Raw genomic sequence first — 12,809 nt, 5'->3', positions numbered from 1 at the left:
TATGTACCAACCCATATAAAATACAGGAGGCAAAAACTATGGTTTTAAAAGAGAAAGAAAAACAGGCTATCAAGGATCTTCAGACACTGGAACAGGCCTGCATTGACAAATACGGCAAATATGCAGCCCAGGCAAAGGATCCTGTGTTACAGGAATTATTTACCACGCTGAAAAGGAATGAACAGAAGCACTACGACAGTCTGGAGCAGGTTCTGACCGGAACCGTGCCAAGCTGCAACTGCAATGACAGTGATGGCAGAGACTACGACCCAAAAGCTACCTACAGCCAGCTCGGACAGTCTCAGGACAAGAAGGACGATGCCTTTCTTGCAACGGACTGTATCACCAGTGAAAAGCTCGCATCCTCTGAATATAACAGTGATGTATTCATCTTTGGCGACAGTGCAATCCGCAAGCTTCTTGCCGACATCCAGATTGAAGAACAGAATCATGCCGAGATGCTCTTCAAATACAAAACAGCAAACGGGATGGCATAAGACCTCCAACAAAATACTTTTATGACTATATAGAACACTATCATTTAAAATACAAAAGGAGATATACAAATGAGATTAGACAAATATTTAAAGGTTTCAAGACTGATCAAAAGAAGAACCATCGCAAATGAAGCCTGCGATGCCGGACGTGTTATGATAAACGATAAAGTCGCCAAAGCATCCACCGATGTAAAAGTTGGCGACGTTATCGAGATTGGATTCGGCAACAAGACCGTCAAGGTTGAAGTGACAATGATCGCCGACTCCACCAAAAAAGAAGACGCCAAAGAAATGTTCCGGTATTTGTAATGTCTTTCATGACGATATAAAGTCTGCATACCCGGTTGCTATATAAACACATGACTCATTTCGTTTCTACTCGATACACTCGCCCATTTGTCAGCAGTCGCCCAAACTCACCCTTACGGGTTCAGACATGGGCTTGGTGCTGACGGCTAGAGTGTATCTCATCACGAAACTACATGAATGTCATTGTTTATATAGCAGCCGGATACGCAGACTTTATATCTGTATCAAAGACAAAAACAGATAAATTATCTACAACAGCCTGACTATATATTGACATTAGCGAAAATTTCGTTATGAGATGCACATTGCCAGTAAATACGGGTGCCTGTTTGAGTCCGAAGGACGAGTTGGCACAGGAGTATTTACGAATCAGTCATGTACATCGAATAGAAATTGCGCGAATCAATTATAGTCAGGCTGTTGTGGATAGTTCATCTGTTTTGTCCGTTTAGTTCGAGGTTTTAATTTCGAGTTCCGGCATAGTGGAGGCAACTTTGGTGTTTGCAGGGATGGACTTCGTTACGAAGGTATTTCCCGCCACTACGGAATTTGCACCAATAATGGTCTCACCACCTAGAATGGTTGTATTTGCATAGATGACTACGTTGTCTTCTATGGTCGGGTGACGTTTTATGCCGGATAGCTGCTGACCTTTTCTGGTCGACAGTGCACCAAGAGTAACTCCCTGATAGATCTTTACATTATTTCCGATATCGGTGGTCTCACCGATAACTATTCCCGTTCCATGATCAATAAAGAAATATTCGCCGATATTTGCACCCGGATTAATATCAATTCCTGTCTCGCCATGCGCATATTCTGTCATGATTCTTGGAATAAATGGTACCTTCATCTGATAGAGCACATGTGCATATCGATATACAAATATCGCAAATAAACCCGGATAAGAGAAGATGATCTCTTCCCTGCTGTTCGCTGCAGGATCTCCATTATATTCTGCTTCTACATCTTTGCAAAGCAACGCCTGCACCTCCGGTATCCTTCGGATAAAGCCCAGTGCCTTCTCCTGTGCGTCTTCTGTGATCTCCTGATAGGATTTGGCATCGTTTTTATAACTCAATGCTACCTTGATCTGACGGAACAACTTATCATATAACAACGATAACTTATGTCCTGCAAAATATTTCTTATTAGCATATGCCATATTCTCTCTACCAAAGAAGCCCGGAAATGTTACTTTCCGAAGTTCATCTACAAAATCAATGATCTCATCTTTCTGCGGAAGGCGTTCACCCAGTGAAAGATCAAATAATTTTTGATCTGAATAATTCTTATTTAATTCCTCAGCCATTTCTGCAATGACTGTTTTAACATCATTTTCAAATTCCATTTCAGACTTACTCCATTTCGTTTCCTAATATCAATATATGCGGCAGTCACGATATGTCCTCGGAAATACTGCACAATATACAGCATTAGTATAACATTTCAATGGAAAATGTAAATATTTTTGTTTTTCATTACCGGATTCTTTTTTGAACAGGTCACAGATAAACTTCTCTACAGATTCTCCGCTCTCATATCTTCGATCCTACGGTTTAATTCTTCTAAAAACTGTTTATGTTCCTTTTGCAGGTTTAAAATTCTGGTCTCATACTGCACTCTTTGCTCTGCAAAAGCTACCAGAAGAATGCAGATAATTATGACTAATACAACAACTGCTAAGGCTAATGCGACCATCATGCTACCATCTCCCGATGTAGAACATGAATCAGATTTAATTCTTGCTTGCTGAATTGATTGTGAACTTTCAGAATTGCGTTCATGATTCTCCCCCCACTTTTCTTTTATAACTTTTGTATTCATTTAAACAGATGCACGCTTCAATCTGCGTACATCTGTTTATACTATACTCAACTTTTCGACATAATGCAACATTTTTTCTACTTAAAATAAGATTTTTCCTATCGCAGTGCGATTTTAAATTGTTTTATTGCTTTCGAAATAACCGCTTGATCTTACCGGGCAGCCACACAAGGACTTTTCCGATCCGGAAAGACCAGGATGCTCTTATCTTCTGATTCTCCTGTTCAACAGTCCTCAGCTTCTTCCCAAGAGCCTCATTCTTTTTCTTTTGTTCTGTAAGCTGACGTTTAAGATCAGCATTTTTTTCTTTTAATACATCTCTTTTTTCTTCAAGTCTTGTAATCTTGCTCTCATCTCGTGCGATTTTCTTTTCATTTGCGCGGTTTTGTTTCGTCAGATCTTTATATGCTTTCTTCTGCAATGACAGATCCTGACTCATTCCACGTTTCTCAGCATACGCTTCCGATTTTTGAACATATACGGAATATGCAAAAAAAACGGCAAATTCTTCCGGTGTATCCTGATACAGATGTCTGACACATTCTCCATTCCATACACTATAATAGTAACCATCTTCCTGTATCTGAATATGCATTTTTTCAAGCCCATATTCCTTTAAAGCCTCAACTGCCTGTCTGAAAGCATCCCATTTCTGAAAATTCTGGAGCATATAGATCATACTTCCAATTGCTTTGTTGGCAAAACTACGTTCTCCAAACCCATCGTATTTTTCCAGATTCTCAGCAATATCCATCCATGCCTGAATCGGCGACAGAGGTGATTTAGAAATAGAACAAACAAGTCCACTCGCCTGATTTACTCTGTAATTAACCAGTTTTTCATCCAATACAGTGATTCGATCCGCAAGTCCAATCGCATTTACTGTGAAATATACATCATTACCATTACGAACCGGTTGGAAATCCAGTTTTAGCTGTTCAATATAAGACCGTTTGAATATCTTATTCCAGGCTGCTGCGTTCGTAAAATTCAAATAATAATCCGGATTTGTAAAACGATTAAATGTATCTGTCTCCGGTATATTTTTGACCGAGAGATACGGCGGCCATGGATATAATTTCTGTTTTGACTCCAGAAATTGATTTCCACCACATACACAAACATCTGCATCTACAGCCTTTGCTTTACCATACATTTTTTCCAATGCATCCGATTCAAAGAAATCATCGCAATCCCAGAATACCAGATATTCACCTGTTGCATGTGATTTTCCTGTGTTTCTGGCAACACCTGCATACAGATTCTGCTGCCTGTACAACTGAATACGATCATCCTGATCTTTGTATCGATTTAAAATATCCCAGGATGAATCGGTTGAACCATCATCCACACATATGATCTCAATCTCCTGCAATGTCTGATTGCAAATACTGTCCAGACATTGTTCCAGATATTTTTCTCCATTATATACCGGTACGATTACTGATACCTTTATCATAAGAACTCCCTAACTTACTCCTTTATAATATCCGCATACACTCCGTTCACCGCACGAAGCAGGTCATCCGGTTTCAACAAAATCTGTTCTCCCAGTTTTCCACCTGATACGATCATCTGCGGAAGCAGTTTTGCGCTTTCGTGTATAACTGTTTTGTACTGCTTTTTCATTCCGATCGGTGTACAACCGCCTCTGATATAACCGGTCACTTTATTGATATCCTTGACCGGAAGCAGTTCCAGATTCTTTTCTCCTACTACTTTAGCTGCCTTTTTCAGGTCAATCTCCTTATCGATTGGAAGTGCAAATACATAATATGACCGGCTTTTCCCAATCGTTACAATCGTCTTAAAGCTTTCGTCATAACTCTGTCCAAGCAGATCTGCTACATGAACACCATCTATAAATTCATCACACTGATATTGATTCAGCGTATATGGAATCTTCATACGATCCAGAATACGCATAGCATTTGTCTTAGTTTCTTTTCCCATGGTTTCTACCCTATTATGAAAGTACACAATCCTGTATATTTAATACGCGCTCTATACGAGCTGTGAGCGCATTCGCTGTAAATGGTTTACAGATATAATCTTCTGCACCGGCTTCAAAACATTTCGTTTCGGAATATTCATCTGTTACCGCAGTCAGAAAGATTACCGGAATATTCTTATACTCCTGATTTACCTTCAGTCTGGATATCACATCATACCCATCCATTCCGGGCATCTTCAGATCCAGAAGAATAATATCCGGACGTACACGCTCCAGTACGCGGAATGCCTTTTGTCCATCATTTACCGCAGACACATCAAATTTGTCTGCAAGAACACCCTGTATCATATCCAATATCACCTTGTCATCATCTATAACCAAAACTGTCCTTTTCACTAAAGCATCCTCCTAATATCCGTCTCGAGTTTTTCAATCACATCATATGCCTTATCCATATCATAATCTGATATATATGTATGCAGTCTGTCCAGAATGCCAAAATATCCGGTTCCCAATTCTTTTTGGATCGCCGGCACTTTAATGTGATATAGCTTTTTCAAATCCTCACATGCCGCCTGTTCCCGGTAATCATAGACTTCCTGTTTCATTCTGTCGAGTATTATAAGCACTTCTGTTATATCTGTGACTCCTGTAGTTTCTATTGTACCATCTGATTCTATATTCGCAAGCCATTTTTTTATCTGTCTCAAAAGGTCTCTGTATCGACGCATTGTATCCGCATGTTCCCGGTCTATCTCCGTCCATGCCGTTTCTTCATGCCGGCATGCAACCTCCAGTCTCGCAGCCGCTTGAGCCATATCATCCGCTCCTATACTGGCCGAGATTCCTTTCAGGCCATGGATCGCAATCTCGTATGCCTGCAGATCTCTGTTTTTTCTGCCGGCGTCCAGCTTTTGTATACGTTCTTCGCTTCCGGTCAAATAAGTCTGTAAAAGATCGATATAGAGTTCCTCGCTATTGCCTATATAAGACAGACCTTTCTCTGCATCAATTCCGGGAATGTTGATCTGTGTTGCCGGAACATCAGATTTATGAGCTTCTGCATCCATTTTATCACATACTGTAATATACTCATCCGGAAGATTCTCCATCAGAATACGTTCAAATCGTTCCGGATCGATCGGTTTCGAAAGATATCCATTGAAACCTGCATCCAGATACATCTGTTTCGCATCAGAGAGTGCATTCGCCGTAATGGCGATTGCCGGGATATGCTTGTATTTTCCACCATCCATACCTTTTATCTTCTGGAGCATGATCAGTCCGTCCATCTCAGGCATCATATGGTCAATTAAAAATAACTGATATTCCTGCTTTCTGATCATGGCAAGTCCCTGCTTTGCACTGGTAGTCATATCCATCTGTATTCCGGTTCTTTTAGCAAGCCCTTCTATGATCTTCAGATTTACCTCATTATCATCCACAACAAGAACATGTGCTCGCTCTGCATGAAACATTTCGTGATAAGCTATTTCCGTCTGAATCTGTTTTTTGTATCTTTCCCTGTAGTCACCAACCGGTTCTTCATCTGCAATCTTCTGTGTCAGAGCTACGGTAAATGTTGATCCCTTTCCATATACACTTTGTACTTGTATAGTTCCTCCCATGGCATCAAGAAGGCTTTTTACAATCGGAAGTCCCAGACCGGTTCCTTCTACCGAACGATTCCGTTTCAGATCAAACCGTTCAAATTTCGTAAATAATTTTCCGAGATCCTCATCCCGCATTCCGATGCCGGTATCCGCCACCTCTATGAACAGTTTCTGGATAGTATCCTGACTTTCACCCGTGATCCGAAGACTGATACATCCCTTTTCTGTATATTTCACTGCATTTGTCAGAAGATTCATAATGATCTGTTTAATTCGGACTTCATCGCCTTGCAGATACTCATGCATATATGGCGAAACCGATATGTTAAACTGAAGGTTTTTTTCCATTACCCGTTTCTGGATCGATCGTTCAACATCTTCTATCAGACTGCTCAGGCTGTATCTCTCTATTATGATATCAACCTTTCCGGATTCAATCTTCGACAGATCCAGAATATCACTGATGATCGTAAGTAATGTTTTGCCTGAATTCTTTATATACATTGCATACTCTTTGATATGAGGCTGTCTGCTCTCACGCAAAACCAGTTCATTCATACCAAGTATCGCATTTAAAGGAGTCCGTATCTCATGAGATATATTTGCCAGAAACGCCGACTCACTGTTTGCCGCTTCCTCTGCTTCCTGTGCATTTTGTTTCAACCGGATCTGAAGCCTCTTATTCCAGGCAATTACCACTAACAGCATTAAGCTTCCAAGCAAAATAATTATCATATCCGTTATACAGTCATCAATATCTCTTCCACCTGATGCATCCTGCATATGATCTGACAACAGAGCATACAGATAATAAATCTCTGTACTGACCAGCATAAATATATTCAATTCAACCATCTGGTATAACGAAATAATAACCATGGCTGTCAGGAACATATCCGTCAAACGATTGTGTCCATCCGGCAGAAGTCCATACATGGCAATTATCATAAACAGGCAGCCCGTCATACAGAAGCCATGCGCCTTAACGGGTGTTTTTTTGGAACAAGTCACATATATACAGACGGGGACCGTACAAAATGTTATAATGACAAAACCCGCTCCGCTTTCATAACGAAGAAATGCCGTAACAAAAAAACAGATCAGTAACAAATATGTGTAAAATACCATATATTTTAAGCGTTTATCATCTTCCAGTACCGCTCCGGAGGAATATCGATATACTTCAAGCTTCTCTGTTCCTGTCTGATCTTTAGTTCTGTGCAACCGAACAAATAAATTCAGATAGAGCATGAAAAATACGACCAAAACAGTTATAAGATTAACCGCAGATGGTATCGCATTTCTTGCTATAAGCCAATTAATACTATCTTTATTGATAATTGATACTACATACCAATCATTCATGATAGGCTTGACCGATATCCATGATGAAGCCGTCTTATAGGATACAATGTCGCTATTCTGTTCCAATTCTTCATTTATCTTATCTTCATAGGACTGCGTCTTTTCATTTTTTCCGTAATAATCCGTCAGGCTGCTTCCAACCATATCAAAATCAGTGCCGGCCTCAATAATTCCGGATGAATTGACAATATATAAATCGCCAATATCATTTTGCAGCATCTGCAGCATTTCTGACAGATTTTTTATGTCCAGATCTACCCCGACCATGTCTGTTCCGTTTTCCATTGTTCTTCCAATGGTCAATACCTGTTTTCCCGTCTTCATATCGATATATGGCGTTACAAATGTCAGATCTGTTCCATTTGCTACGATCTCCCGATACCAGAGCCGATCCTCTACATGATAATCGGCCGGCGGCATCCACTGCCCACTCAGCATCAATTCTCCATCAATATATCCATATATGCCGAGATAAGATAATCCAAGTCTGTCCTTCAGATATTCTGTCTGCTCAACAAAATATTCCTTCAACATAGCATTATCCTCATTTTTCTCATGAATATATTGAGCGGTAAAATAATTTACATTCAGTACATTAACCGCATCCGTTAAGATATTTTCACAGGAAACAGAAGCATAATCCAGATTACTCTTTATAGTATCATTCACCTGTTCTGTCGTGTTTTTTACCTCTCTTGCACAAAACACAAGAACCACAGCCGCTATAAATATCAGAACAATACTAATATACATAATTAATTTCTGAAATGATCGTTTTTCCATTTTCCATCACCTTCCCCAACACTGATATCCGTTCCTACCCCAAATGTTCTATCAGTTTTTCCAGATTTACGATTCGACCTTCAAATTGCTCATAAAAATCCTTCTGATCCTCATACCTCGCAATATACATCAGATTCAATATCAGCATACAGATCTGTCTGGTCTGGTCATCCGCTTTTGCTTCATCGTTTGCTGCAGGCAGTTTGCACATATACTCCTGCACTTGTTTCAGAAAATCATGCCAACGATTGATATATTCCGTGTTCTTCTGAAGATCCGGTGTATCGATCCACTTTGACACCTTCACCTTCACCTTTCCCGCACGCTCACACTCATGAATCTGGAGGAAATATTTGAAACCGCCATCCTCATAATATCGTCCAAGAGGGAACAAACGACAGAAGCCCGGACGTGCCGCATGGATACTGCATCTTCCCGCTTCATTCAAAAATGAACATTTCCCATCTACCATCTTGATATTCGGAAGGATCAGTCCATCCACTACGTTCAGTTCGATTGTATCGGCAAGCAGGGCTTCAAAACTTTTTCCTGTCTCCTTCGTCAGACGGTATATATCTAAAGGATCTAAAATAATCGATTCACCCATCCCTTCACAACAGGCATGGCATCCCTTACATTCATTACAATATGCTTTTACCATATCATTTGCTTCATACAGACGTCCATCCGATATCTCATCCAAGCTACAATTTCTAAGCATGTTCTTTTACCTCACACAATACTCCATATTTTATCTTGATTCGGTCTAATTTCTCCAGAAACGGGCAAGCCATAAGCCAGAGAAATAACACAGTGGCAAATCCCTGTACAACATCAAACGGAAATCCCGTCACATAAGCAGCAATGATCATCTGCAGATTGACCGTCGGCTGCCACATGATCACGGATGCAGGATTCATAATGCCGCCATATATTATAATACAACAAAATCCACCAAATACGCAAAGGGAGAGACGCGTCAGTTGTTCTCCCCGAATCTTTGAATTATTAAAGATAAGCCCGGCGGCAAATCCTACCAGTCCCATCGAAAACATCTGCCATGGTGTCCATGGTCCCTGACCAAATACCATATTTGACACCAGCATCGTGACTGCTCCTGTAATAAATCCGGTTTCGCAGCCAAATGCCACTCCGCTTATGATCACAATTGCTATAACCGGATTAAAATTCGGTATCATAAAAAATGCGGTTCTTCCTACTGCTGCCAGTGCACATAAGACAGCAACCGTTACCAGATCTCTTGCCGATACCTTTCGGGTTTCAAATGCCACTCCAAACGGTATCATCATCTCGATCAAAACCAAAAGCGAGATAAAATAATACTTTCTATCCGACAGTACAGCTTTTCCCATCCAGATCGTAGCTGCGGCTGCCAGAATACAGGCAATCGTTACTATCATATTCTTCCGGCTGATATGGTACCGTTTTCTTCGTTCAATCTCCCTGTCCTGTGCCTTTGCCAGAGGACGCAACAGACAGAGAAAAAGCCCGATCGTCAATATAAAGATCACATATATCCCTATATACATAATACCCTCCGATGTCACCCTGCCATCATCGATCAAGCGGGTAAGATCAGACTGGCGAATCGTTATGATAAAGCAGGCCGCCATAACAAGCGTTGTTATCATCAGACCTAGTCTGTGTACAAATGCAGCCTTACCTGACACTATGCTCTTGTGCTGTTTATCTTCTATTTGTCCGGATTTCACACCTGACTGTTTATGCTTGCCTGTGTTCTTTTCTGTCTGTTCGGAATCTTCTATATCTGTTAGCGTTTTATCCGCTTTTTTCCGTGAAGCTCCTGCATCCGTGCCTGACCGATCTGTGTTTTTCCCATACACCGCAAGAACGTCTTTAACCGTAACAGCATGATCCACAATACCTCTGGCAATTCTTGCCGCTGCCGTGGTATAGAATTCATTCCCTGTAAAATATTCCGTTACACCGTTTACAACTGCTGTCTCTCCATCAAAGATCAGGCAGACCTGATCCGCAGTCTGTGCACAGAATTCGATGTCATGACTCACGATCACGATGGTACATCCCTGCATCTGTAATTTTCTGAGGATTTCCGCAAAGGTCTGCTTGAATTCCGCATCCATCCCTTTTGTCGGTTCATCCATCAATATAACATCCGGCATCCCGATCAATACTCTTGCCAGTCCCAGCCGTTGCTGTTCACCACCGGACAGATCATATGGATGACGTTCAAGAAGCTTCGTCAATCCGCAAAGCTCCGTGATTCGATATCTACTACTCTGTCCGGTCTTATCCTGCGCCACCGCACCGTTGCTATTTTTTTCAATTCCAAGTTCTCCCCGTACAGTGGATGCCGTAAATAACAGCTTCGGGTCCTGCGGAAGCAGTCCGACCTTTTTCCCTTTTCCAATCCGGATTCTGCCCCGATAAGGTATACCCGCACCGGCAATTAATGAAAGCAGGGTGGATTTGCCACATCCATTGCTGCCGTTAATTGCAAGGATCTCACCCTCATAGACAGACAGATTAAGTCCATGCAGCACATCACACGCCATCCGATCATATCGAAAGAATACATCCTTTATCTCTATGATCTTATGCTCGCCCTTATATGCCCGTGTGGTCACTTCGTCAATTTGTTCATGTTCCCGGTCATATCGGATAAGCCAGTTTCTTCCATCTGTAACAGTCACCGGAACCTGTTCTTTTTCCTGTAAACCAAGTGCGATCCTGCATGCCGCAGGAAGCTCGATAGATGGTTCTGTCTCATACAGAGTATGCACCCCTTCCTGTATCGTTCCATCATATAAGACCATTCCATGATCAAGCAGTATAAAACGGTCACACATCGCCCACAGCTCTTCCAGTCTGTGCTCCGTAATAATGATCGTAATTCCAAGCTCCTTATTGATCCGTTCCAGGCATCGGAAGAAATCACGCGCCGCCATCGGATCCAATTGACTGGCCGGTTCATCCAGAATCACTACATCAGGTGACAGCGCAAGCACAGATGCAAGATTCACTAACTGCTTCTGTCCACCGGACAGCTCATTTACTTTTTTATGAAAAATTGAATTCAATCCAAAAAAAGAACACATCTCTGCAACACGTTTTCGGATTGTCTCTGTCGGAAGTCTCAGGCTCTCCAGTCCAAATGCAAGCTCATGCCAGACCTTGTCCGTCACCAGCTGCGCATCCACATCCTGCATGACGAATCCTATCTTCTGCGTCTGCATTTTCTCATCCATCTGAGAAAGCTCCTGCCCCGCAAAGGTAATTGCTCCCTCTCTTTTTCCTCTCGGTGTCAGCACGGGCTTCAACTGTCTGAGCAATGTGGTTTTTCCACTCCCGGAACCACCTGCAACCACAACGAATTCTCCCTGTTCGATCGTAATATTTATATCATTTAAACAGGGATCAAGATATATATCGTCACGCTCTGATATGATATCAGGATATGCAAATGTCAGACCTTTTATCTCATACAAACTCATATTCTTCTCCAATAAGTATTACCGGCTGCCTACTGCCGCCTCAATAGTATCTCCCGACTGCATCACACGGCATCTTTTCTTCCACATCAATACCTCTGCTATATGCATACCGGTCGGCCATACTGCCAGAACCAGATAACTTCCAAATGCAACTTTCGACCGGATATTCCATGCCGCCACAGCCACATACGGATAATACCGCATCGCCATCTGCCCCGATAAGAACCCTGCCAATGTCATACCTGCAAGGATCAATATTCCTGCCAGACAGACCGCATCCCGCCTGTGAAAACGGAACAGAGAAAAGGCCGTACGTCTTCCGATTCCATATCCCCGGCTGCGCATACTGTCTCCGGTAATGACCGCACGTTCAAGTGCCCAGGTCGTCGCAGATGAAATTACCCGCATACCTGTCCTTATACGTTTAAAATATCTACCTTCTACTATAAATCCTGCACATTTCTGTGCCTGATATACCTGACGGATCCTTGCTCCAAACTCCGGGAAAAATTTCAATGTCATAGATATGACCAAAGACAGGTATGGTGCAAATCTTCCAAATAAATAGATCATCTTATCCGATGTCAGCACACGATTAAGAGACGCAAACCAACAAAGCACAGTCACAAGCATCCCTGCTGCCGCAAGTCCATACAGTATGGATTCCAGCGTCAATGCATTTCCTGTCGGAAAATGCCATAATACCGTAACTCCCTGATGACTGAATGCCGGATTGATCAGTGCCGTCAGGATTATGACCGGTATCATGTATCGTAGATTCCGCAAAACCGCTTTTCTTCCACCAAGGCAGACCGAATATGCAAATGCTCCCATAAATGCTATCATCAGACACACCGGATGTAATGACATCATTCCAAATGCGATCACACTGACAAAATATATGAAATTAACGATTGGATGACAATCTGCAAATGCATCCTGATTTTCTTTTCCCACTGATATC

11 protein-coding genes are annotated in these 12,809 nt (G+C 41.8%); 2 read left to right on the top strand and 9 right to left on the bottom strand.

What is annotated here, in order from left to right; all coding sequences use genetic code 11:
• The first annotated feature begins 38 nt into the window (after positions 1-38).
• Complete coding sequence (locus CLOL250_RS10980; RefSeq protein WP_044945999.1) at positions 39-497, top strand: ferritin-like domain-containing protein; 459 nt, start codon at positions 39-41, stop codon at positions 495-497.
• A 69-nt stretch (positions 498-566) separates the two neighbouring features.
• Positions 567-806 (top strand): RNA-binding S4 domain-containing protein, encoded by a 240-nt coding sequence (locus CLOL250_RS10975; RefSeq protein WP_008402549.1) that lies wholly within the window; start codon positions 567-569, stop codon positions 804-806.
• Positions 807-1,254: 448 nt separating this feature from the next.
• On the opposite strand, the gene epsC is transcribed toward CLOL250_RS10975, so the two are convergent.
• The 9 genes from epsC to CLOL250_RS10930 form a co-directional block, all read right to left on the bottom strand.
• The gene (gene epsC / locus CLOL250_RS10970) at positions 1,255-2,157 is read right to left on the bottom strand and encodes a serine O-acetyltransferase EpsC (protein ID WP_008402547.1); all 903 of its coding nucleotides are present in this window, start codon (positions 2,155-2,157) and stop codon (positions 1,255-1,257) included.
• 170 nt (positions 2,158-2,327) lie between these two features.
• Positions 2,328-2,633 (bottom strand): hypothetical protein, encoded by a 306-nt coding sequence (locus tag CLOL250_RS14230; RefSeq protein ID WP_008402546.1) that lies wholly within the window; start codon positions 2,631-2,633, stop codon positions 2,328-2,330.
• A 124-nt stretch (positions 2,634-2,757) separates the two neighbouring features.
• Positions 2,758-4,092, bottom strand: a complete 1,335-nt coding sequence (locus tag CLOL250_RS13465) for a glycosyltransferase (RefSeq protein WP_008402545.1) — start codon at positions 4,090-4,092, stop codon at positions 2,758-2,760.
• Positions 4,093-4,106: 14 nt separating this feature from the next.
• Positions 4,107-4,586 carry a Cys-tRNA(Pro) deacylase gene (gene ybaK, locus CLOL250_RS10955; protein WP_008402544.1) on the bottom strand — a complete coding sequence of 160 codons (480 nt, stop codon included), beginning with the start codon at positions 4,584-4,586 and terminating at the stop codon, positions 4,107-4,109.
• Positions 4,587-4,599: 13 nt separating this feature from the next.
• Positions 4,600-4,983: a response regulator gene (locus CLOL250_RS10950; RefSeq protein ID WP_008402543.1), complete on the bottom strand. Its 384-nt coding sequence runs from the start codon at positions 4,981-4,983 to the stop codon at positions 4,600-4,602.
• Positions 4,983-8,348 carry a hybrid sensor histidine kinase/response regulator gene (locus tag CLOL250_RS13460; protein ID WP_008402541.1) on the bottom strand — a complete coding sequence of 1,122 codons (3,366 nt, stop codon included), beginning with the start codon at positions 8,346-8,348 and terminating at the stop codon, positions 4,983-4,985. The genes CLOL250_RS10950 and CLOL250_RS13460 overlap by 1 nt, the downstream gene beginning before the upstream one ends.
• Positions 8,349-8,382: 34 nt before the next feature.
• Complete coding sequence (locus tag CLOL250_RS10940) at positions 8,383-9,069, bottom strand: YkgJ family cysteine cluster protein (RefSeq protein ID WP_008402540.1); 687 nt, start codon at positions 9,067-9,069, stop codon at positions 8,383-8,385.
• The gene (locus CLOL250_RS10935; protein ID WP_008402539.1) at positions 9,062-11,845 is read right to left on the bottom strand and encodes an ECF transporter S component; all 2,784 of its coding nucleotides are present in this window, start codon (positions 11,843-11,845) and stop codon (positions 9,062-9,064) included. The genes CLOL250_RS10940 and CLOL250_RS10935 overlap by 8 nt, the downstream gene beginning before the upstream one ends.
• Before the next feature lie 18 nt (positions 11,846-11,863).
• Entirely contained in the window at positions 11,864-12,802 is a 939-nt protein-coding gene (locus tag CLOL250_RS10930; RefSeq protein WP_274922281.1) for an energy-coupling factor transporter transmembrane component T, read from the bottom strand.
• Positions 12,803-12,809 lie beyond the last annotated feature (7 nt).

Source organism: Clostridium sp. L2-50 (genome assembly GCF_000154245.1).
Lineage (GTDB): Bacteria > Bacillota > Clostridia > Lachnospirales > Lachnospiraceae > Coprococcus.
Note: the sequence above shows the minus strand (reverse complement) of the source record. Positions and strands in the feature narration are given on the sequence as shown.

What these genes read in the sequence shown, in the direction of transcription:
- CLOL250_RS14230 (WP_008402546.1), bottom strand. Translation starts at nt 2,633, where the DNA reads ATGAATACAAAAGTTATAAAAGAAAAGTGGGGGGAGAATCATGAACGC.
- CLOL250_RS13460 (WP_008402541.1), bottom strand. Translation starts at nt 8,348, where the DNA reads ATGGAAAAACGATCATTTCAGAAATTAATTATGTATATTAGTATTGTT.
- ybaK (WP_008402544.1), bottom strand. Translation starts at nt 4,586, where the DNA reads ATGGGAAAAGAAACTAAGACAAATGCTATGCGTATTCTGGATCGTATG.
- CLOL250_RS13465 (WP_008402545.1), bottom strand. Translation starts at nt 4,092, where the DNA reads ATGATAAAGGTATCAGTAATCGTACCGGTATATAATGGAGAAAAATAT.
- CLOL250_RS10975 (WP_008402549.1), top strand. Translation starts at nt 567, where the DNA reads ATGAGATTAGACAAATATTTAAAGGTTTCAAGACTGATCAAAAGAAGA.
- epsC (WP_008402547.1), bottom strand. Translation starts at nt 2,157, where the DNA reads ATGGAATTTGAAAATGATGTTAAAACAGTCATTGCAGAAATGGCTGAG.
- CLOL250_RS10980 (WP_044945999.1), top strand. Translation starts at nt 39, where the DNA reads ATGGTTTTAAAAGAGAAAGAAAAACAGGCTATCAAGGATCTTCAGACA.
- CLOL250_RS10935 (WP_008402539.1), bottom strand. Translation starts at nt 11,845, where the DNA reads ATGAGTTTGTATGAGATAAAAGGTCTGACATTTGCATATCCTGATATC.
- CLOL250_RS10940 (WP_008402540.1), bottom strand. Translation starts at nt 9,069, where the DNA reads ATGCTTAGAAATTGTAGCTTGGATGAGATATCGGATGGACGTCTGTAT.